The organism is Streptomyces sp. NPDC127595 (genome assembly GCF_042671685.1).
Taxonomy (GTDB): domain Bacteria; phylum Actinomycetota; class Actinomycetes; order Streptomycetales; family Streptomycetaceae; genus Streptomyces.
In genome coordinates this window covers 211,073-232,810 of the sequence record NZ_JBHXWK010000008.1, presented here as the reverse complement: position 1 = coordinate 232,810, position 21,738 = coordinate 211,073, and the positions used below count along the sequence as shown (strand labels likewise).

Annotated in this window: 16 protein-coding genes; 12 read left to right on the top strand and 4 right to left on the bottom strand. The window is 71.3% G+C overall.

The window, feature by feature from the left end; all coding sequences use genetic code 11:
- Positions 1-5: 5 nt before the first annotated feature.
- The gene (gene msrB, locus ACFVKT_RS25890; RefSeq protein ID WP_385735406.1) at positions 6-410 is read left to right on the top strand and encodes a peptide-methionine (R)-S-oxide reductase MsrB; all 405 of its coding nucleotides are present in this window, start codon (positions 6-8) and stop codon (positions 408-410) included.
- A gap of 116 nt (positions 411-526) precedes the next feature.
- Positions 527-1,486 carry an MHYT domain-containing protein gene (locus tag ACFVKT_RS25885; RefSeq protein WP_385735404.1) on the top strand — a complete coding sequence of 320 codons (960 nt, stop codon included), beginning with the start codon at positions 527-529 and terminating at the stop codon, positions 1,484-1,486.
- Positions 1,487-1,502: 16 nt separating this feature from the next.
- Here ACFVKT_RS25885 and ACFVKT_RS25880 read toward each other — a convergent pair whose 3' ends face one another.
- Entirely contained in the window at positions 1,503-2,567 is a 1,065-nt protein-coding gene (locus ACFVKT_RS25880) for a YbhN family protein (RefSeq protein ID WP_385735402.1), read from the bottom strand.
- Positions 2,568-3,148: 581 nt separating this feature from the next.
- On the opposite strand from ACFVKT_RS25880, the gene ACFVKT_RS25875 reads away from it, so the two are divergent.
- The 3 genes from ACFVKT_RS25875 (at position 3,149) to ACFVKT_RS25865 (ending at position 7,394) form a co-directional block, all read left to right on the top strand.
- Positions 3,149-4,450 (top strand): YhgE/Pip domain-containing protein, encoded by a 1,302-nt coding sequence (locus tag ACFVKT_RS25875; protein ID WP_385735400.1) that lies wholly within the window; start codon positions 3,149-3,151, stop codon positions 4,448-4,450.
- Between the two features lie 168 nt (positions 4,451-4,618).
- Positions 4,619-5,632 carry an alpha/beta hydrolase gene (locus tag ACFVKT_RS25870; protein WP_385735398.1) on the top strand — a complete coding sequence of 338 codons (1,014 nt, stop codon included), beginning with the start codon at positions 4,619-4,621 and terminating at the stop codon, positions 5,630-5,632.
- Between the two features lie 67 nt (positions 5,633-5,699).
- On the top strand, positions 5,700-7,394 hold the full coding sequence (locus tag ACFVKT_RS25865; RefSeq protein ID WP_385735396.1) for a helix-turn-helix domain-containing protein: 1,695 nt from the start codon (positions 5,700-5,702) through the stop codon (positions 7,392-7,394).
- On the opposite strand, the gene ACFVKT_RS25860 is transcribed toward ACFVKT_RS25865, so the two are convergent.
- Complete coding sequence (locus ACFVKT_RS25860) at positions 7,372-8,304, bottom strand: lytic polysaccharide monooxygenase (protein WP_385735395.1); 933 nt, start codon at positions 8,302-8,304, stop codon at positions 7,372-7,374. The two genes, ACFVKT_RS25865 and ACFVKT_RS25860, sit on opposite strands and share 23 nt — an antisense overlap.
- A 479-nt stretch (positions 8,305-8,783) precedes the next feature.
- On the opposite strand from ACFVKT_RS25860, the gene ACFVKT_RS25855 reads away from it, so the two are divergent.
- The 3 genes from ACFVKT_RS25855 to ACFVKT_RS25845 all read left to right on the top strand — a co-directional run bounded on the left by ACFVKT_RS25855 (position 8,784) and on the right by ACFVKT_RS25845 (position 12,847).
- Positions 8,784-10,604: a S8 family serine peptidase gene (locus ACFVKT_RS25855; RefSeq protein ID WP_385735393.1), complete on the top strand. Its 1,821-nt coding sequence runs from the start codon at positions 8,784-8,786 to the stop codon at positions 10,602-10,604.
- Between the two features lie 125 nt (positions 10,605-10,729).
- A complete protein-coding gene (locus ACFVKT_RS25850) occupies positions 10,730-11,893 on the top strand; it encodes a damage-control phosphatase ARMT1 family protein (RefSeq protein WP_385735391.1) in 1,164 nt (387 codons plus the stop codon).
- 90 nt (positions 11,894-11,983) lie between these two features.
- Positions 11,984-12,847, top strand: coding sequence for a TIGR03619 family F420-dependent LLM class oxidoreductase (locus ACFVKT_RS25845; RefSeq protein WP_385735389.1), 864 nt, complete (start codon positions 11,984-11,986; stop codon positions 12,845-12,847).
- A 54-nt stretch (positions 12,848-12,901) separates the two neighbouring features.
- Here the strand turns inward: ACFVKT_RS25845 and ACFVKT_RS25840 are convergent, their stop codons facing one another.
- Positions 12,902-14,149, bottom strand: a complete 1,248-nt coding sequence (locus ACFVKT_RS25840; RefSeq protein ID WP_385735387.1) for an endonuclease/exonuclease/phosphatase family protein — start codon at positions 14,147-14,149, stop codon at positions 12,902-12,904.
- A gap of 272 nt (positions 14,150-14,421) precedes the next feature.
- Between ACFVKT_RS25840 and cyc2 the strand changes: the two genes are divergently transcribed.
- From cyc2 to ACFVKT_RS25820, 4 genes are all read left to right on the top strand, one after another.
- On the top strand, positions 14,422-16,605 hold the full coding sequence (gene cyc2 / locus ACFVKT_RS25835; RefSeq protein ID WP_385735385.1) for a germacradienol/geosmin synthase Cyc2: 2,184 nt from the start codon (positions 14,422-14,424) through the stop codon (positions 16,603-16,605).
- A gap of 171 nt (positions 16,606-16,776) precedes the next feature.
- Entirely contained in the window at positions 16,777-17,412 is a 636-nt protein-coding gene (locus ACFVKT_RS25830) for a PDZ domain-containing protein (RefSeq protein WP_385735383.1), read from the top strand.
- Positions 17,413-17,653: 241 nt separating this feature from the next.
- Complete coding sequence (locus ACFVKT_RS25825; protein WP_385735381.1) at positions 17,654-18,769, top strand: aminopeptidase P family protein; 1,116 nt, start codon at positions 17,654-17,656, stop codon at positions 18,767-18,769.
- Positions 18,770-18,827: 58 nt separating this feature from the next.
- Positions 18,828-19,757 carry an aminoglycoside phosphotransferase family protein gene (locus tag ACFVKT_RS25820; protein WP_385735379.1) on the top strand — a complete coding sequence of 310 codons (930 nt, stop codon included), beginning with the start codon at positions 18,828-18,830 and terminating at the stop codon, positions 19,755-19,757.
- A gap of 123 nt (positions 19,758-19,880) precedes the next feature.
- On the opposite strand, the gene treZ is transcribed toward ACFVKT_RS25820, so the two are convergent.
- Positions 19,881-21,626, bottom strand: a complete 1,746-nt coding sequence (gene treZ, locus ACFVKT_RS25815) for a malto-oligosyltrehalose trehalohydrolase (RefSeq protein ID WP_385735378.1) — start codon at positions 21,624-21,626, stop codon at positions 19,881-19,883.
- Positions 21,627-21,738 lie beyond the last annotated feature (112 nt).

Here is a 21,738-nt window from a genome sequence, read left to right as displayed (position 1 = left end):
GCATCATGTCGTACGACATCGAGAAGCCGGACGAGCAGTGGCGCGCGGAGCTGACCCCGGCCGAGTACAAGGTGCTGCGCAAGGCGGGCACGGAGCCGGCGTTCACCGGTGAGTACACCGACACCAAGACGACCGGCGTCTACTCCTGCCGTGCCTGCGGCGCCGAACTCTTCACCTCCGGGGAGAAGTTCGAGTCGCACTGCGGATGGCCGTCCTTCTTCGATCCGAAGGACACCGACGCGGTCGAGCTGATCGCGGACAGCTCGCTCGGGATGGTGCGGACCGAGGTGCGGTGCGCTCGGTGCGGTTCGCATCTTGGGCACGTGTTCGAGGGGGAGGGATATGCGACCCCGACCGATCAGCGGTACTGCATCAACTCCATCTCGCTGCGGCTGACGCCTGAGGACTGACGCCACGCCTGAGGCCCGAAGTTGAGGGCGAATAAGCTGAAACCGCTTGCTTCCCAGTAGGTATGCCAAGTACACAGGTCCCCCACAGAGGCCATATTCCGGGGGGATGTTGGCGTATGCAGGGCACAGTCGACGGTTTCAGTTACGGCCTGGTCACACCGGTGACCGCCTATGTGATGGCATGTCTGGGAGCGGCGCTGGGGCTGCGCTGCATCACGAGATCACTGCGCAACTCGGGTTCCTGGAAGCCCGGTTGGCTCGCGCTCGGGGCCGCATCGATCGGGTGCGGCATCTGGACGATGCACTTCATCGCCATGATCGGCTTCCAGGTCGAGGAATCGAGCATCCGCTACGACGTCGGTCTGACGATTCTCAGTCTCGCGGTGGCGATTCTCGTGGTAGGCCTCGGTGTTTTCGCGGTCGGTCACTACGGAGGGAGCACACCGGCTCTCCTCATCGCGGGGACGTTCACCGGTCTCGGGGTCGCGGTCATGCACTACGTGGGCATGGAGGCCATCCGGCTGAACGGCACTCTGACTTACGACGCCGTCACCGTCGCGCTGTCGGTCGCGATCGCCATCGGCGCCGCGACCGCCGCGCTCTGGGCGGCCGTCACGATCCGCGGCTTCATGGCGAGTCTGGGAGCCAGCCTCGTCATGGGCGTTGCCGTCTCCGGTATGCACTACACGGGCATGGCGGCCGTCAGCGTGCACCTCCATAACGTGTCCGGCACGTCGTGGGCCGGCGGTTCCGCCTACTCGCTGCTGCTTCCCATGCTCATCGGGCCGACCACCTTCCTGCTGCTGGCGGGTGTGGTGGTGATGTTCGATCCGCTGCTGGTGCTGGGCGACGGGGACTGGAGCCGTGCCGGCGCCTCGGGGCAGCGCGCCGTCACTGCTCCGGGTCGACGCGCCGACACTGCCTTGGGTCGGCGCGCTGACACTGCCTTGGGTCGGCGCGCTGCCACCGCCCCGGCCAAGTCGCCGCCGGCGCCGCCGGGTTCGCGTTTCGAGGAACCGGACGACAGCGGTCGGCGGACGTACGGCCAGGGCCCGTCGTCGCGGTACCAGTGGTGAGCGGGCGGTCAGTGGCTTACAGCACCTTTCGCCGTACCAGTGCCGACAGTACGAACGCACCCGGGAGCAGCGGCAGCCAGACGCTCAGGACGCGGTAGCCGATGACAGTCGCGGTGGCGAGTGTCATCGGCGCGCCGAACACGACCAGGGCGATCACCAGCGCCGCGTCCACCGGCCCAATGCCGCCCGGCGCGGGTACGGCCCCGGCCACCGCGCTGGCCGCGAGGTACGCGAAGACCACGTGCGGCCAGGGCAGGGGCAGGCCGAGCGAGGCACCGACCGAAGCGAGCACGCCCGCCTGGAAGAGGGGGAAGACGGTCGCCCCGCCCCACAGGGCGAGTACCCGGCTGGGCCGGGTGTGCAGGATCCGCGCGTCGGTGAGAGCGGTGCGGACGAACTCGAACAGCGGACGACGCAACCGGCGTACGACCGTCAGAACCAGGGCCGTCGCGGCGATGCCCACGAGAAGGCCCGCGGCGACCAGCAGCAACGTCTGCTGGTCCGGGACGAGTTGACCGATAGGCAGGGTGCCGGGGAAGGCGACGAGGAACGCGAGGATCAGCACTATCTTCGCGATCGGTTTGACCAGCGAGTACAGGGCGAGCGAGGCGGTGGCCCGGGCGAGGGATATGCCGCGGCCCTGGAGGAAGCGCAGGGTGACGGCGTGGGCGCCGATCCCGGCCGGCAGTACGTGGTTGGCGGCGCCGGCGGCGAACTGCGAGGCGAGCAGCTGCCCCGGCGGAAGCCTCTCCGGTATGGCTCCCTGCCGGGTCACGGAGGCGCCCACCCAGCACAGGCAGGTGAACACCGTCCCGGCCAGTAGCCACCAGGGGTCGGCGGAGGCCAGCCGGGCGGTGCCGTCGTGCACCGCACGCCAGTCGACCGCGGCCCACCCGCCGATCAGCAGCAGCGGGACCAGGCTGAACGCCAGGCGCAGATGGCGGGCGGGGGAGGTGAGGGAGGAAGCGGAGGAGGGGGAGGAAGCGGAGGAGGGGGAGGAGGGGGAGAGGTCAGGGCAGGGGGAGGGGGAGTGTGTCAGGGTGAGCGGCCCTGGCAACTCGTCGATCCGGATCTGGGACACGGCGCACGTCGTCCTTCCGCGTCGCGTCCCGCGCGGTCGCGGGCCGGACGGATACAAGGCGAGGCAAGAGGGGACGCGGGGAGCGTTCCCCTTCCGCGTGACGGCAGGGTGTCCGGGAGCCGAAGCGATGTCGGAGGATGGACGACGCGGCCACCCCGGCCTGTCGGCCGGACAGGTTCCGGATACGCGTCGAGCGATCGGTATGCGGCTATTTGTTGGCAGAACGGCCATTTTCTCCGTCGTGCTGTGGCTTCCCGGGCGCCCGCGCGGCTGTTTCGCCGCTCCGTCGTGCTGCGGCGTCCGTGCGTCCGCGCGGTTGTTTCGCCGCTCCGTCGTGCTGCGGCGTCCGTCGTCCATATGCGGGCTGTCTCGCTCCGCCGTGCAGCGGCCTCCCTCCGCCCTGTGGTCGGTTCCTTCCGCTGTAGGGTCACTGCCTCCGCCGTACGGCCGCGGTGGCGCGCCCGTCATGGCGTCACCGACCGTGATCGCGCGGCGCTCACCGCGCGGCATTGTCACCCTGTGTAGAAGAATGGTCACGATCACCGCTGGTCGCATCAACCCAGGTCCACCCAGGGAGAGCCATGGCCGACGACAGCGAGCGCCGCGAGGCCCGCACACAGGCGCCGGCTCCCGCGTCGGCACGGGCCGTACAGTTGCTGCGCCGTCCCAAACTGTGGCTGATGCCCACCGTCCTGACCGGGCTGCTCGCCCTGCTGCTGTCCCTGCTCTACATGGGCGGCATCGTCAATCCCAACCGCGCCCTGCACGACCTGCCCATCGGCATCGTCAACGCCGACCGTGGCGAGCCGCTGCCCGGTCAGCAGGAGAACCTGGGGACGCAGATCACCCGGTCCGTCACCTCCGGCACCTCCGACACGGTCGACTGGCGCCGGCTCACCGCCGCGCAGGCACGGGACCAGCTGGCCTCCGCGAAGATCTACGGCGCCCTGGTCGTCCCCGCCGACTTCACCGGCTCGGTCGCGGCGCTCACCACCACGAACGCCACGACCCGACCGGCGATCACCGTGCTGACCAACCCCGGCATGGGCAGCTTCGGTTCCTCACTGGCGAGCAGGATCACCCAACAGGCCGCCCACCAGGCCTCCTTGACCATCGGCAAACAGCTGACGGCAGCTCCCGCCGTCGCGAAGGCCGCCTCCACCGAGCGGCTGCTGCTCGCCGACCCGGTCACCGTCACCACCCAGGTCGGCCACCCCATCGGCGACAACACCGGCCTCGGCCTCACCGCGTTCTACTACACCCTGCTGCTCGTGCTGGCCGGCTTCATGGGCGCCAACATCATCGGTACCGGTGTCGACAGCGCCCTCGGCTACGCGGACACCGAGATCGGCCCCTGGCACACCCGCCGCCCGACCGTGCCCATCAGCCGTACCCAGACGCTGCTGCTGAAGATGGCCATGACCGCCGGGATCACCGTTCTCACGACCACCTTGATCATGGTGGCCACGGTCGCGATCCTGGGCATGGACGCCTCCCACCTGCCCCTGCTGTGGATCTACTCGTACTGCGCCAGCTTCGCGGTCGGGCTCGGCGTCCAGGCCATCAACGCCGCGTTCGGCGGGATCGGCCAGCTCGTGGCCATGTTCGTGTTCATCGTCCTGGGTCTGCCGTCGTCCGGCGCCACCGTTCCACTCCAGGCCGTTCCGGGCTTCTACCGCTTTCTGTCCCTCTTCGAGCCCATGCGCCAGCTCAGCGACGGCGTCCGCGCCATCCTCTTCTTCGACGCGCGCGCCGACGCCGGCCTCACCCGCGCATGGCTGTGGATCGTGATCGGCGCCGCCCTCGCGCTGCTCTTCGGCTTCGCGATGACCCGCTACTACGACCGCAAGGGCCTGCGACGCCTGACTCCGCAGCCTGTCTGAAGCCGGGGTGGGTGGTTGCCGCGGTTTGCGGGGCGGGGGAAACCGCGGCAATGGTGCCCCGCCGTTCGGCGGGGGATTCCAGCCGAACGGCGAGTACATGGGTGTCCGTCCGCGGGGCACCATGAACGCACTGGTCACACCGCGGTGGCCAGAATGCGAGGAGCCGCCATGACTGCCGAGCCGCCGCCCGCCACTGCACCGGCACACACAGGTCCCGTACCTCCGGCGCCGCCCTTCGACCCGGAGCTGGCCGCCGCCCTGGCACTGGTCGCGGAGTTCCTGCCGACCACCTTCACACCGGAGGTGATTCCTCAGCTCCGGGAGGGCGCGAGCGCCATGCGGCCCTCGGACGAGGACCTGCGGCGCGACGGCGCCTTCCAGGTCGAGGAGCGGTCGGTGCCGGGGCCCGACGGAGCGCCGGACGTTTCGCTGCTCATCTGCCGGCCGGTCGGGGTGAGCGGACCTCTGCCCGCCCTGTACTACATCCATGGCGGCGGCATGGTCGTCGGCGGCAACCGGATGGGTGTGCCGGAATTGCTCGGGTGGGCCGAGGAGCTGGGGCTGGTGGTGGTGTCGGTGGAGTACCGGCTCGCGCCCGAGCACCCGCACCCGGCCCCGGTCGAGGACTGCTACGCGGGTCTGGTGTGGACGGCCAAGAACGCCGACGAGCTGGGGATCGACCCGGAGCGCATAGTCGTCACCGGAGCCAGCGCGGGTGGCGGGCTCACCGCGGCCCTCGCTCTGCTGGCCCGGGACCGCGGCGGCCCGGAGCCGGCCGGCCAGCTGCTGATGTGCCCGATGCTGGACGACCGCAACGACTCGGTGTCCGCCCACCAGATGACCGGGCTCGGCCTCTGGGACCGTACGGCCAACGCGATGGGCTGGGGCGCGCTGCTCGGGGAGGCGAGCGGGGGGCCCGACGTCTCGCCGTACGCGGCCCCGGCCCGGGCCACCGATCTGTCCGGGCTGCCCCCGGCCTACATCGACGTGGGTTCGGCGGAGACCTTCCGCGACGAGGACGTCGCGTACGCCGCGCGCCTGTGGCAGGCGGGCGGCCGCGCCGAGCTCCATGTGTGGCCGGGCGGCTTCCACGGCTTCGAGGAGTTCGCCCCGCAGGCTCAGCTGTCCCAGGACAGCCGGGCGGCCAAGCTGCGCTGGCTGCGTCGGCTTCTGGGCGCCTGAGCCGCAGGTCCGAGGTCCGCGCTCCCAGCGCTTGGCAGCGCGGGCCCACGGTCGCAGGATGGTGTCCGTGAGAGAGCTGGCAGGACGGCTCGCGGAGCTCGACCCGGACGCGGGCGCCGCGCTACAGGCCATCGCCTACTTCGACCGTCTGATGGAGGGCCGCGTCGGGCTGGAGGCGCTGGTACGGGGTGCCGCCGTACTCTCCGGCCACCCCGCCCGGCTGGTCGACGAGCGGCGCGGCGTCCGGATCCGGGTCGAGCCGGACGGACGGCGCGCGGACGCGGGAGGGCCGGTGGATCCGGCGTGGCCCTGGGTACCGCTCGACGCCTCCGCGGTGGCCCGACCCTCGGCTGCGCCCGACACGCCCGGTGCCGCCCCGTCGCCGGGTTCGCTCGACGCGACTGAGGACTCCCCGGCGCGCTTGCCGGTCGATGCGTCCGGTGTGGGTCGTCCGCGGGGGCGGGCGGGTGCTTCGGGGGCTGTTTCGGGGGCGGCGGTGTTTGATGCGGCTGACGTCGTACCTGAGCCGGTGCCGGTCGATGTGTCTGGTGTGGGTCGTCCGCGGGGGCGGACGGGTGCTTCGGGGGCTGTTTCGGGGGCGGCGGTGTTTGATGCGGCTGACGCCGTACCTGAGTCGGCGTCGGTCGATGTGTCTGGTGTGGGTCGTCCGCGGGGGCGGACGGGTGCTTCGGGGGCTGTTTCGGAGGCGGCGGCGCTTGATGCGGCTCGCGGCGCCTCGGCGCGCGTGCCGCTCGATGCGTCAGGCGTAGGCCGGCAGAGGGGGCGGGTGGGTACTCCCGAGGCTGACTCGGCGTCGCTCGACACCTTCCGTGCTGCTCCGCCCGGGGTGCGCGTCGACACCCCCCGTGCCACCCCGCTCGGGGTGCCGCTCGACACCTCTCCAGCCGCCCAGCCGTCGGCCACCGCCAGTTCCCCTGTGGCGGGCACGCGTGTGGACATGGCGGATGTGGTGGTTCCGGAAATCGTCGCCGCCCTCTGGCTGGAGCTGCCCGGTCCGCCCGACGGCGTGCGGGCCATGATCCTGGAGCGGGCCGCGGGTGCCGTACGGGCGGTTCTGGAGCGGACGCGTGGGTTGGCGCGCCCGGCCGCACCCGCCCCCGACCCCGCGCTGGTCGAGGTGGTCCTCGACGCCTCCGCACCGGATGCCACGCGTACCCGGGCCGCAGCGCAACTGGGCCTGAAGCGGGGCCAGTCGGTGCGGGCGGTGGCGCTGCAAGGGGGCGGCGCGGAGATCGTGCCCGCCGGGCGGCCCGGGACCGAGGCGCGGCGGGCCGGTGTCGGGCCTGCCGTGGAACCGGCCGAGCTTCCGCGGTCGTGGGCCGCCGCGCGGACCGCACTCCGGCTCACCGCCGAGGGCACGGCGCATGATCCAGGGCCCCGCACGGTGTACGCCGACGAACTCGGCGGTCTGACACTGCTCGCGGCGGCGGTGGGCCCGGACACCCCGCCGATCCCCGACGAACTCGCCCTGGAACGCGCCCTCGCGGAGGCTTCCTGGGCGGCCTCGACACTCCACGCGGTGGCCTCCGCGCCCAGCCTGCGCGCGGCCGCCACCGAACTGACGGTGCATCACTCGACGCTCCAGGAACGCCTCGTACAGGCCGAGCGCATTCTCGGCTGGGACGTGCACTGCCCGCAGGGGCGCCTGCGTCTGCAACTGGTACTTGCCGTACGGAAGTTGCGGCGCACGGGCGCGGCCGGTCAGCCCACCGAGGGGTTCAGCGGCGCCGCCAGGCAGTGAAAGCGACGCCCGCGGCGAGGAGAAGCGCCGCCGCTCCGCCCGCGACCAGGGGGAGCCCGGTGCCGCCGCCGGAGTTGCTGTCGGCGACGGGGGCGAGATCGTCAGGGGCGGTCTCCTGGGCCGGTGAAGGGCTCGTCTGCGTGGGTGTCGGCGTCTGCTCGGCCGGAGAGGCCGACTTCTCCGGCTCCGGTGTCTTCGACGCGGCCGGCGACGGTGTCCGCCGGGCAGCAGTGGAGGCCGTCGGCGTGGCGGCCCCGCCCCCTCCGGTGCTCTTCGCCGGGAAGACCACGTCCGAGCATGAGTAATAGGTGTCCGAGGTGCCGGAGTTCTGCCAGATCGTGTAGAGCATCTGGCGGCCGGTCCGGTCGGAAGGCAGCGTGGCCTTGATGCGGTAGGCGCCGTTGACGAGAGCCGGGTCGGTGGCGGTGGCGAACGGCTGCGTGGGCAGGTCGGACCACTTCAGCGGAAACCTCGGGTCGTAACCCGCCTTGGTCAGATACAACTTGAAGGTCCCGGTGTGCGGAATCGTCGAGCTGTACGTGAGGGTGAAGGACGCGCCGGGAGTCAGGTTCGTCGCGGGCCAGTCGGCGCGGGCGAGGTCGAGGCCCTTGTATTCGGGGATGCCCCCGCTGCAGAGCTGCCCGTCGGGGATCACCTCGCGGTCGCGGCCGTTGACATCGGCGACCCTGAGGTTGTCCCAGGCCGTGAAGGGCGCGCCGTTCGCGGCGATCGCCGCAGCGCAGGCCGGTGTGCTGGTGTTGCCCTCGCCCATGGGCGAGCACGCCGCCACCCTGCTGACCGGATCCGTCGGCGCGCCGTGCGCCTGGGCGGGTGCCGCGGCCAGGGCGGTGAGCAGCAGGGGCAGCCCCACGGCGACGGCGGCCGCGGTGGCGGTGCGGTGTGCGGTCATCGGTGGGTCTCCTCGGCGGGTCGGGAATGCGGGTGAGGCGGTAAGGAGCGTCAAGCGGGACGGCGGGACAGCGGGACGGCGGGACAGCGGGACAGCGGGACAGCGGGTCAAGGGGGAAAGCCGGTGCGGCCGCACCGCATCACTTGAGCGGCCGCACCGCACGGTGAAGTACGGGAACCAGCCGCGCCGCGTTCAGATGCCCAAGTCGGGCGAACCAGGGTGTTCGCGGCCAACTGCTCGCACCTGAGGGTTGGTTACCGGCCAGATCGAGGGTTTCCCCTGTATCCCTCTCACCTGCGGTTTGCCTATCGTTCGACCACAGCTACCCCATAGGAAACCCCTGACCGGGTCGCTTGCGCATGGTCGGCCACCGCGCCACTTTCTGGTTCTGCACCCCCCGCCGCTTCGACGACGAAGCGAATCGACCGCTGCTCCGCCTCGCATCGTCCTGCCCGGAGCCGGCCCCGAAAGGCAAGCCCTTGCGTTCCTCGTCCCCGTCCTCGAACTCCCCCTCCAGCGGTGCCAGACGGAAGCTGATATCCGTCGCCGCGATATCCGCAGCGCTGCTGGCCGGTACGACCACCTCGGTCGCCGTCGCCCAGACCCCCGCGGACACCATCGGGGCCACCCCCGCCGCGCAGGCCGTCGCCGCGCCGGCGGAGCGACTGATCGTCGGCTACAAGTCCGGCGCGGCCGAGGCCAAGTCCAACACGGCCGCCGATGCCGACGCCCAGGCCAAGGGCGAGGAGGCGGGCGAGGACCTCGACTTCCAGCGCCGCCTCGGCACCGGCGCGGCCCTGGTCGACCTGGGCGCGGAGCTCAAGAAGGCGGACGTCGCCGACGTCATCGCGCGGTACCAGGCGGACCCGCAGGTCGCGTACGTCGTACCGGACCGCCTCAACAAGCCGCAGGCGGACCCGAACGACACCGAGTACAGCAAGCAGTGGGACCTGTTCGAGTCCACGGCGGGCATGAACGTCCCGGGTGCCTGGGCCACCTCCACGGGCAGCGGTGTGACGGTCGCCGTGATCGACACCGGCTATGTCACCCACTCCGATGTCGCCGGGAACATCGTCGCCGGGTACGACTTCATCTCCGACACGGCGGTCTCGGTGGACGGCGACGGGCGTGACAGCAACCCGGCCGACCCGGGCGACTGGTACGCGACCGACGAGTGCGGCACCGGCACCGGTTCCAGCAACTCGTCCTGGCACGGCACGCATGTCGCGGGCACCATCGCGGCCGTCACCAACAACGGCAAGGGCGTCGCGGGCATCGCGTACAACGCGAAGATCTCCCCGCTGCGTGTGCTCGGCAAGTGCGGTGGTTACGACTCCGACATAATCGACGCGATCACCTGGGCGTCCGGCGGCACGGTTTCCGGCGTTCCCGCCAACGCCAACGTCGCCAAGGTCATCAACATGAGCCTCGGCGGCTCCGGCGCCTGCACCTCCGCCACCCAGACCGCCATCACCGCCGCCGTGAACCGCGGTACGACGGTCGTCGTGGCCGCCGGCAACGAGAACTCCAACACCTCGGGCTTCTCCCCGTCGAGCTGCAGCAACGTCATCAACGTCGCCGCGACGAACCGCACCGGCGCCCGCGCCTCGTACTCCAACTACGGCACCCTCGTGGACATCGCGGCCCCGGGCGGCCAGACCAGCACCGGCACGGCCAACGGCATCCTGTCCACGCTGAACTCCGGTACGAAGACGGCGTCCACCGAGTCGTACGCGTACTACCAGGGCACCAGCATGGCCACCCCGCACATCGCGGGCCTGGTCGCGCTCATGAAGTCGGCGAACTCCTCCCTGACCCCGGCCCAGATCGAGTCGGCCATCAAGACCAACGCCCGTGCCCTGCCCGGGTCCTGCACCGGCGGCTGCGGCGCCGGTCTGGCGGACGCGACCAAGACGGTGCAGGCGGTGAGCGGGTCCGGTGGCTCCACGGGGGGCACCACCTTCACCAGCACGTCGGCCGTGTCCATCCCGGACGCGGGTGCCGCCGTAGAGTCACCGATCACCGTCAGCGGCCGCACCGGCAACGCGCCCGCCGCCCTCCAGGTCGGCGTCGACATCACCCACACCTACCGCGGTGACCTCGTGATCGACCTGGTCGCCCCGGATGGTTCGACCTACCGCCTCAAGGCCGCCAGCTCCTCGGACTCCGCGGACAACGTCAGCACCACCTACACGGTCGACGCCTCCACCGAGACCGCGAACGGCACCTGGAAGCTCCGCGTCCAGGACACCGCGGCGCAGGACACGGGCACGGTCAACAGCTGGAAGCTGACCTTCTGACGATCACCCGCCCTCCTGTCGTACGACACCTCGCGGCGCCCCGGATTCCGGGGCGCCGCGAGGCCGTGGCACGCCGGATAGTGTGCCTGCCGAGGCCCTGCCCAGCCCCGGAGGAACGCACCGCCATGCCTGAAGCCCCCGCACCACCCGTGATCCTGAGCAACGTGCGGGGCTCGTTCCCCTGGAGCGTGCTGGCCGAGCGGCACCCGGCGCTCATCCGCAAGGTGCGGGACGCCTTCCCGTACGGGCCCGAGCAGCAGCGCGCGCTCGACGCGCTGCTGAAGAACTGCACCGAGGGTGTCATCGAGCCGCTCGGTGCGCGGGCGCAGGGGCGGGAGCAGTGGGAGGTGTGGGGGCGGGAGTACTTCGGGCGGTCCTGGTTCGATGTGCCGTTCCTGTGGTCGGAGAGCTACTTCTACCGCCAACTCCTGGAAGCGGTGGGGTACTTCGCTCCCAGGCCCTGGCGAGGTATCGATCCCTTCCGGCCCTTCAAGCTCGCCGAGCTCGACACCCCGGAGGCGGACGAGGAGCTTGCCGCGCTCGACGAACTCGCTCACCGGCCTGTCGAGGAGCAGGAGTTGGCGCTGCTGCACGGCTCGCTGTGGGGCAACCGCGCGGACCTCGGCTTCCGCCTGGCCGGCGCCGACGGTGGAGCGGCCGGCGACTCACAACTCGTAGCCGATGAGAGCGAGTTGCTGCGGTCGCTGTCTGCCGGGGGCACCCTGTGTGTGGTGGCGGACAACGCGGGCCGCGAACTCATCCCCGACCTGCTCCTCATCGACCACCTCCTCCTTCACCGCCGCGCCGGGCGGGCCGTCCTGCACGTGAAGCCGTATCCGTACTACGTCTCCGACGCCACGACGGCGGACGTGGTCGACGCCCTGCGCCGCCTCACCGCCGCGAAGGGCGCCGCCGGTGCGGCCGGTCAGCGCCTCTGGTCGGCCATGGCCGACGGCCGGCTGACGGTCCGCGCTCACCCCTTCTCCTGCGCGCCCCTGCCGTACGCCGACATGCCGGACGACCTGCGCGAGGAGTTCGCCGCGGCGGACGTGACGGTCATGAAGGGCGACCTGAACTACCGCCGCCTCATCGGTGACAGGCGCTGGCCCGCCACGACACCCTTCGCGACCCCCACCGCGTACTTCCCCGGCCCGGTCGCCGCCCTGCGCACCCTCAAGTCCGACGTGACCGTCGGTCTCGACGCCCGCACCGAGGCCGCGCTCGACGCCGCCGAGGAACAGCGCTGGCGCACGAGCGGCACGCACGCGCTGATCCAGGCCAGGGGGTGAACGGCGAACCGCTGTCAGGGCGTTGGCCCTGACAGTAGTGTCGGAGCCCTGACGTCTCGGCGTGCGACGGGAATCCAGAGGAGCTGAGGGATGCGGATCGGAGTGGGCGCGCACCGGCTGTGGCCGGGGCGGGAGAGCGAGCTCGACGGGGTCCTGGAGACCGCTCGCACGGCCGAGCGGCTGGGCTTCGACCATCTCATCGCCGGGAGCCATGTGCTCGCCGGCGAGCAGGGGGTGAACGCGGATCCGCTGGTGCTCCTGTCGGCGATCGCGGGCGCGACGGACCGGATCCGGGTGGTGACCAGCGTCCTGATCCTGCCGCTGCACAACCCGGTCGTCCTCGCCCACCAGGCAGCCACCCTCGACCGCGTCTCCCGCGGCCGTTTCACGCTCGGCGCCGGCACCGGCTGGGACGCCAAGGAGTTCGCCGCCGCGGGGGCCTCGCTCGCCGGACGCGGCAAGCGGATGGACGAACAGCTGGCTGTCATGCGGGAGTTGTGGGAGGACCGGGCCGAGAGGATGCGGCTCGGAGTACGGCCGCTCACCCCCGGTGGACCCGAGGTGTGGATCGGCGGCGATAGCGACGCGGCCCTGCGCAGGGCGCTGCGGTACGGCGACGGGTGGCACGGCTCGGGCGTCGACGCGGCCGCCCTGACCGCCGTACGGGAACGGCTGGCGACGCTCGGCAAGGAGGCAGGGCGGGATCCCGGCACCCTCGCGCTGACGTCGGGCGCGTTCCTGGTGCCGCCGGGCTTCTCCCCGGCGGTGGACATGCCGTGGCGGCCGCTCGGCGGGAAGACGGCCACCGCCGACAGCGTGAACGACGAACTCCGCCTGCTCGCGGAGGCCGGTCTCGCCGTCTGTTCGCTGTGGCTTCCGGTGACGACGGAGGCGCTGCCTGACGCGCTCGCGTGGGTGGCGGAGGAAGTGCTGCCGGTGGTTTCCGCCGGCTGAGGCCCGGGGCCGAAGGGGGCGGAGCCCAGGAGGCCCGCCCCCGCCCGTCCGAGGTCAGTCGACGCGTACGTCCTGCCACACCAGCCGGTGGTCGGAGGTCGGCACGGTGGTGCCGTTCCCGACGAGCCGGTACAGGGGACTGTCCGAGGTGGGCCAGAAGATCCCGTTGGACAAGGGGGTCAGCCCCTTCGACGGGAGGACGTGGTCCACCCGCAGGTTGCCCGGCGCGACGTCGTTGAAGTCGCTGGTGTCGTACGCCGGGTTCCCGACGTGCGAGGTGTTGGCGCCGCCCTGGAGCTTCGCGGCCTCGACACCCCCCGCGCTAGCCGGCGGGGTCTTCGGCAGCCGCACCGCCGGGTGGTCGAGGAGCTGCAGGATCGCTTCGTCGTAGCTGTCGCCGTCGTGCGGGTCGGCGTTCTGGTCACCCGCGATGACGAACCGCGCCCCGGGCCGCAGCCCGCCGCCTACCCCCTTGTCGTCGTACAGGTAGGCGCTGCGCCTGCGGCCCCCGATGTAGTCGGCCCACAGCCGGATCTCGTCGTGGTTGCGACGCCCGTTGCGGTCCTCCGTACCGTCGAAGCTGGGCGGGGTCGGGTGCGAGACCAGGAAGTGCACCGTGTCGTGGCCGACGCGGACCGGCACGTCCCAGTGGCTCTTGGAGGACAGCCGCAGGATCGTGCGGGCCTCGGCGCTGTAGTAGCCCTCCGGGATGATGTTGCCGGGCATGTCCTTCCACAGGAAGTGCTGGAAGGTGCGCACCGCGCGGGTGTCGATCGGGTACTTGGAGAGCACGACCATGCCGTACTGGCCCGGGAACCAGCCGTATCCGTAGGCGTCCTGCCCGTACGCGTCCGAACCGGGCGTGGTGACCGCCCCGTTCTTGCCGTCGAGGTCCACCCCGGTGGCGACACCCGTGTTCACGGGAGCGGTGAAGTGGTACGGGAAACGGATCGGCTTGGAGCCGTTGTGGCCGACGGCGAGGTAGTTGCGCAGGAACAGGCTGACCGAGGTGCCGTTCGCGTCGTAGTCGAACTCGTTGATCAGGACGATGTCGGGGTCGACTCTCTGGATGGTCTCCGCGACGTTCTGCGCCTGGACGTTGCCAGGCGTCGACAGGTCCGTGATCAGCGCGCCCTGGGTGCCGCGGTTCAGGGAGGCGTTGAAGGTGGCGAAGCGTAGGGAGCGACTGCGGTCGGACGCCGAGGCGGTGAGCGTGGTCGATCCGGCCAGCGCCGCTCCGGCGAGTCCGGCGAGGGCGGCACGGCGGGAGAACGGGCGGTGCGACGGGCTCGGCTGGTTCATCGGGACTCCGGGAAGGGGGAGGGACGCGTGAACCCCCGCAGTCTCTGCGCGTAGACGCGGCCGCCACAAGGGTTGACGGCGACTTGAAGGTACGAGGAGCGATCGGTCGGAAGCCGGTGAGGTTCCGTCCAGGTAATGTCCTTTGGCCGTACACCGTGCCGTTACGCACGGCGTCTGCCGGTATGGCGTACGGTCACCTGCTGATTCACGCGATGGTGTGATCATGTCCCGGCCCTTGGATGCCCCCGGAGGGCCCTGGGTAGGGCCGGGCCATGACGCAGCCTTTCCAACTCCCGCACTTCTACATGCCGTATCCCGCGCGGCTGAACCCGCATCTCGACGAGGCGCGGGCCCACTCGGTCGAATGGGCCCGCGGAATGGGCATGCTGGAAGGCTCCGGCATCTGGGAACAGTCCGACCTCGACGCGCACGACTACGGCCTGCTCTGCGCGTACACACACCCCGACTGCGACGGCCCGGCGCTCTCGCTGATCACCGACTGGTACGTGTGGGTGTTCTTCTTCGACGACCACTTCCTGGAGATCTTCAAACGCAGCCAGGACCGCGACGGCGGCAAGGCCTACCTCGACCGGCTGCCGCTCTTCATGCCGCTCGACCTGTCAACTCCCGTACCGGAGCCGGAGAACCCCGTCGAGGCGGGGCTCGCCGACCTCTGGGCGCGCACGGTGCCCTCGATGTCCGTCGAGTGGCGCAGGCGGTTCGCGGTCTCCACCGAGCACCTGCTGAACGAGTCGCTGTGGGAGCTCTCCAACATCAACGAGGGGCGGATCTCCAACCCCGTCGAGTACATCGAGATGCGCCGCAAGGTCGGCGGCGCCCCCTGGTCTGCGGGGCTCGTCGAGTACGCCACCCGTGAAGTGCCCGCCGCCGTCGCCGGGTCGAGGCCGCTGCGGGTGCTGATGGAGACGTTCTCCGACGGGGTGCATCTGCGCAACGACCTCTTCTCCTACCAGCGGGAGGTCGAGGACGAGGGCGAGCTCAGCAACGGCGTCCTCGTCCTGGAGACCTTCTTCGGCTGCACGACCCAGGAGGCCGCCGAGACCGTCAACGACGTGCTCACCTCCCGGCTCCACCAGTTCGAGCACACGGCGTTCACCGAAGTGCCCGCGCTGGCCCTGGAGAAGGGACTCACCCCGGACGAGGTCGCGGCGGTCGCCGCGTACACACAGGGGCTCCAGGACTGGCAGTCCGGCGGCCACGAGTGGCACCTGCGGTCCAGCCGCTACATGAACGAAGGCGCCCAGTCGCCGGGGGAGCCCTTCGGCGCCGCCGGGCTCGGGACGTCCGCCGTCGACATCGGCGCGCTGCTCTCCGCGGCCGGGGCGGAGCGGCTGCGCTCGTACACCCATGTCCCCTTCCAGAAGGTCGGCCCTTCTCAACTCCCCGACTTCTACATGCCGTTCGAGCTGACACTGAGTCCGCATCTGGGCGGGGCACGTGACCGGCTCACCGGCTGGATGCACGACATGGGGATGCTTCAGGAGGGCGTCTGGGACGAGGACAAACTCCTCGCCTACGACCTGCCGTTGTGCGCGGCGGGCATCCATCCGGACGCGACGCAGGACGCCCTCGACATCAGCTCCCGGTGGCTGGCCTGGGGCACCTACGGCGACGACTACTACCCGCTCGTCTTCGGCAACCGCCGCGACCTGGCCACCGCCAAGCTCGTCACCGCGCGCCTGTCGGCCTGCATGCCCATCGACGGCGAGGAGGTCCCCGCCCCGCTCAACGGCATGGAGCGCGGCCTCATCGACCTCTGGCAGCGCACCGCCGAGGGCATGAACCAGGACGAGCGGCGCCAGTTCCGGGGCGCGGTCGACGTGATGACGGAGAGCTGGCTGTGGGAGCTGTCCAACCAGATCCAGCACCGCATCCCCGACCCCGTCGACTACCTGGAGATGCGCCGCGCCACTTTCGGCTCCGAACTCACCATGAGCCTGTGCCGCATCGGCCACGGCCGGAAGGTGCCGCCGGAGGTCTACCGCAGCGGTCCCGTCCGGTCACTGGAGAACGCGGCCATGGACTACGCGATGCTCATGAACGACGTCTTCTCGTACCAGAAGGAGATCGAGTACGAGGGCGAGGTGCACAACGGAATCCTCGTCGTGCAGAACTTCTTCGGCTGCGACTACCCGACCGCGCTCGCCGTCATCCACGATCTGATGACCCAGCGCATGCAGCAGTTCCAGCATGTCGCCACCCATGAACTGCCCCTACTCTACGAGGACTTCAAGCTCTCGGAGGAGGTGCGCGGGATCATGCAGGGCTATGTGGCGGAGCTGCAGAACTGGCTGGCCGGCATCCTGAAGTGGCACCAGGACTGCCACCGTTACGGCGCCGCGGACCTGGCCCGCCGTGCCCACGGCTTCCTGCCGGACCAGGCGCCCGCGATCCCGTTCGGCCGGTCGGGGACCGCGGTATCCGCGTCGGTCTGACGCTCGCCCGCGCCGCCCCGGAGAGTCCCGCGCATTCAGCGGCGGTCTCCGGGGCGGGCTCTTTTTCGAACGTCCTTGGCAGTCTCACTCGTTCGTGAATCGTCGCGTGCCCGGGCGCCGGGTAGAGCAACAGCCGGGGGCGATCCACAGAGCAGCTGCCGGAGGCGATCCATGGAACAGACCGCGTTGCGTCCCAAGCCGATGCCCGGTCAGGAGCGGGGCGGTGGCCGTCCGGCCGGCGGCAACAAGCGTCCGCACGCCGCGCGGCGACGCGGCAAACGGCTGATGACTCTCCTCTTCGGCCTCTTCGTGGGGACCGTCCTGGTGCTGTCGGGCGTCGGGCTCGGCACCGTGGGCGCCACCGTGATCGGGATGAGCAAGCTGGCGGATCTGCAGAAGCAGGCGGCCGCGGCCCCGCCTCCGGCCGGGTCCAAGCCTGCCCCGGGCGGCGGGAGCCCGACCCCGGCGAAGGAAACGGCGAAGGAACCGGCGGAACAACCGGAGAAGCCGGACGACCAGCCGGAGGAGAAGGAGTCCGTGCGGGCCACGCTCGCCGTCGAGGCCGTCGACGTCCCCGAGGGTGAGGGCGCACTCGTCGTCGGTGTCCATGTCCCCGGCCCGGGTTACTCGGCGGGCCTGGTCCGCGGCGACGTCCTGCTCGCCTTCGGCGAGACCCGTATCGAGGCGGCCGCCGACCTGGCACGGGCGGTCGCCGCCGCGCAGCCCGGAACCGCCGTCACCCTCACGGTGCGGCACGCGAACGGCAACCAGCAGCAGCTGTCCACGACCCCTGGGGTGGTGACCTGAGCCGCCGCCGGCCGCCTGGCAAGCAGTGCCCCACCCTGGTCGCCGTAATGAATGAGTGGGACCTGGCCATTGGAAACCATTGGATCTAATGGAAAGGTAATGGCTGACCATTGTTTTCTGGTTCCTGGAAGGGGGCCGGCTGACGCGACGGCGCCAACCGGCTCGCGCCCGTCCCGTCGGAGGGGCAGGATGCTGCCCGTAGCCCCCTGAGGAACCGGACCAGGGACAGACGGAGGCATGGATGACCGGCACGCCCGCGCCCTTCACCACCGGTGACTACGAGGCCCGTATGCGGCGCACGGCCGAGGCCGCCGCGGACGCGGGGCTGGACGGCGTCCTCGTCGCGCCGGGGCCCGATCTGGTGTGGCTGACCGGATACCGGCCCGTGGAGACCGAACGGCTCACCGTGCTGGTGCTCCGGCCCGGTCAGGACCCCGTCCTGGTCGTGCCCACCCTGGAGGCACCGGACGCGGCAGCGGCGGCCCCCACGCTGGCCCTGCGCGACTGGACCGACGGCAAGGACCCGTACGAGGCGACCGGCGCCCTCCTCACCGGCCACGGCCGATATGGCGTCAGCGACAACACTTGGGCCCTGCATCTGCTCGGCCTCCAGCAGCGGCTGCCGGACACCCGCTACCTCGCCCTCACCGAGGCCCTGCCGATGCTGCGGGGCGTCAAGGACGCGGTGGAACTGGACCGGCTCGCGGCCGCCGGCGCCGCCGCGGACGCGACGTACGAGGAGATCCGGAAGGTTCCCTTTGCGGGCCGCCGGGAGACGGACGTGGCTGCCGATGTCGCCGCCCTGCTGCGGCAGTTCGGGCACTCCCAGGTCGACTTCACCATCGTCGCCTCGGGGCCGAACGGAGCCAACCCGCACCACGAGGCAGGCGACCGCGTCATCGAACGCGGCGACATGGTCGTCCTCGACTTCGGCGGCCTCAAGCACGGCTACGGCTCCGACACCTCCCGCACCGTCCACGTCGGCGAACCGGACGACGAGGAGCGCAGGGTGCACGACATCGTGCGCGAGGCACAGGAGGCGGGCTTCCGGGCGGTGCGGCCCGGCGCCGCCTGCCAGGACGTCGACCGGGCGGCCCGCGCCGTCATCACCGAGGCCGGTTACGGCGAGTACTTCATCCACCGCACCGGGCACGGCATCGGCGTCACCACCCACGAACCGCCCTACATGATCGAGGGCGAGGAACTGCCCCTCGTCCCCGGAATGTGCTTCTCCGTGGAGCCCGGCATCTATCTGCCCGGCCGCTTCGGAGTGCGCATCGAGGACATCGTGACGGTGACCGAGGACGGCGGACGCCGCCTCAACACCACTTCCCGCGAGCTGGTGATCGTCGACTGACCGCCATTCCCCCACGAACTTCTGTCCTCCCATCTCCCCGAACGACAGCGGCGCGACCATGACCCAGGCACCGACACCGACCGCGGACACCGTCCGCAGGCTGGTCCGTTCCCTGCTCACCGACGCCCCCACGCCGGGCCCGGGCCCCGACGTACGGCCCGTCGCCGAGGACGGCGGACAGACCACCTGGTGGGTCGGTACGCGCCATGTGCTGCGGCTCGCCCCTGACCGCGAGGCCTCCGCACGCCGGCGCCGCGAACTGCGACTGCGCGACCTGATCCGCCCGTACGTCCGGGTCGCGGTCCCGGTGAGCGTCGCGCACGGCGAGTGGGCCGCCGGCCTCGGCTACACCCTCGACACCAAACTGGCCGGAGTCACCAGCGAGGAGCAGGACATCTCCGCCATCGGCGAGGCCGACCTCGCCGCGCTGCTCACCGGGCTGCGCGAGGTGCCCGTACGCCAGGCCGAGGCACTCGGCGTCCCGCGCGCCGCGCCACGCTCCCTGGAGGCGCTGCGGACGTCCGCCGAACGGGCTGCCCAACAGCTCGCCGCAGCCGACGAGTTCGACCCCGCCCGCCTCGCCCAGCTCACCGCGGCCGCCGCCGTCCAGCTCGCCGGACAGCCCGGGGCCGCCGTCCTCGTCCACCACGGCCTCAAGGGCGAACACCTCGTCGTCAGCGCCGACGGCCGGGTGCGTGGCGTCCTCGACTGGACCGACGCCGTGCTCGGCGACCCCACCGAGGACATCGCGGGGCTCGCCGTCGCCGTCGGCGCCCCGGCTGCCGTACGCGCCGCCACCCTCGCCGGGTACGGCGCCCGCCCCTGTCTGCGCGGCCTGTGGCTGTCCCGCTGCGACACCGTGATCCGCCTCGCCGACCGCCTCCAGGGGCGCGGCGACAGCCCCGTGACCCTCCTGCGGATCCAACTGCGCCGCGCCTGGGAGGCGATCCTGCTGGAACGGGTCACGGAACTGACGGACGACGACTGAGCCGCCACGGGCTCAGCACCACATGTGAGACGACTGAGCCGCCACGGGCTCAGCACCACATGTGAGACGACTGAGCTGCCACGGGCTCAGCACCACACGTGAGACGACTGAGCCATCGCGGGATCACCCCTGCCGCAGCACCACACATGACTCGCCCGGCACGCTCAGCACCCCGTCCTCGTCCGGCGCCCGGACCGGCTCCCAGGCGGCCAGCACGTGCGCGTTGCGGACGCCGAGGGGGATGGTAGCGGTCTCCTTGCCGAGGTTCACGGCCACCCGGACGTCACCGCGCCGCAGGGCGAGCCAGCGGGCCTCCTCGTCGTAGGCGACCTTCACCGCGGCGAGGTCGGGGTCCGCGAGGTCGGCCTGCCGTTGACGCAGGGTGATCAGGTCGCGGTACCAGGCCAGCACGCGCGCGTGGAGGGCCTTTTCGGGCTCCGACCAGTCCAGACAGGAGCGGTCCCGGGTGGCCGGGTCCTGCGGGTCCGGCACGTCCTCCTCGGCCCAGCCGTGCGCCGCGAACTCCCGGCGCCTGCCCCGCCGTACGGCGTCGGCGAGTTCGGCATCGGTGTGGTCGGTGAAGAACTGCCAGGGCGTGCTCGCCGCCCACTCCTCGCCCATGAACAGCATCGGTGTGAAGGGGCCGGTGAGCGTCAGTGCGGCGGCGCAGGCCAGCAGACCGGGGGAGAGGGAGGCCGAAAGGCGGTCGCCCTGGGCGCGGTTGCCGATCTGGTCGTGGGTCTGGGTGTAGCCGACCAGGCGGTGCGCCGAGACGCGCGTACGGTCGAGCGGGCGGCCGTGGGAGCGCCCGCGGAAACTGGAGTACGTGCCGTCGTGGAAGAAGCCGGACGTCAGCGTTTTCGCGAGCGCCGGCAGCGGGGCGCGCGCGAAGTCCCCGTAGTAGCCCTGCGCCTCACCGGTCAGCGCGGTGTGCAGCGTGTGGTGGAAGTCGTCGTTCCACTGCGCGTGCAGACCGAGGCCGCCCTCCTCGCGGGAGGTGATGAACCGAGGGTCGTTGAGATCCGATTCCGCGATCAGGAAGAGCGGCCGGCCCAGATCGGCGGCGAGGCCGTCCACGGCCGTCGACAGCTCCTCCAGGAAGTGCAGCGCGCGCGTGTCCCGCAGCGCGTGCACCGCGTCCAGCCGCAGCCCGTCCAGCCGGTAGTCGCGCAGCCAGGCCAGCGCGCTGCCGATGAGATAGGCGCGCACCTCGTCCGAGCCGGGCGCGTCGAGGTTCACCGCCGAACCCCAGGGCGTCTGGTGGGTGTCCGTGAAGTACGGCCCGAACGCGGGCAGGTAGTTTCCGGATGGCCCGAGGTGGTTGTGCACGACGTCGAGGACGACACCCAGGCCGAGTTCGTGCGCCCGGTCGACAAAGCGCTTCAGCGCCTCCGGACCGCCGTACGGTTCGTGCACGGCCCACAGCGACACGCCCTCGTATCCCCAGCCGTGCCGCCCCGGGAAGGGGCACAGCGGCATCAACTCGACGTGCGTGACGCCCAGTTCCTGGAGATGACCGAGCCGGTCGGCGGCCGCGTCCAGGGTGCCCTCGCGGGTGTACGTCCCCACGTGCAACTCGTACAGGACCGCGCCCGGCAGCGGTCGCCCGGCCCACTGCGCGTGCCAGTCGTAGCCCTCCGGGTCGACCACCGCGCTCAGCCCGTCGGGGCCGTCCGGCTGTCGCCGTGAGCGGGGATCGGGCAGCACGGGGCCGTCGTCCAGCGCGAAGCCGTACCGCGTCCCGTCCCGTGCCTCCGCGTCACCTGTCCACCAACCCGCACGCTCCGGATCGCGCTCCAACGCGCGCGTGGTGCCCTCGCAGTGGAGTGTCACCTGCTCGGCCTGCGGTGCCCACACCTCGAACCGCACAGACGGTTCCCCCTTGTCCGCTCACCGTGATCTGCTTGCCGTGACGTAGCTCGTCCATGGTGCAAGACGTGAGATCAATTCGCTTTCGAATCTCCCGTTTTGCCGCGTGTCC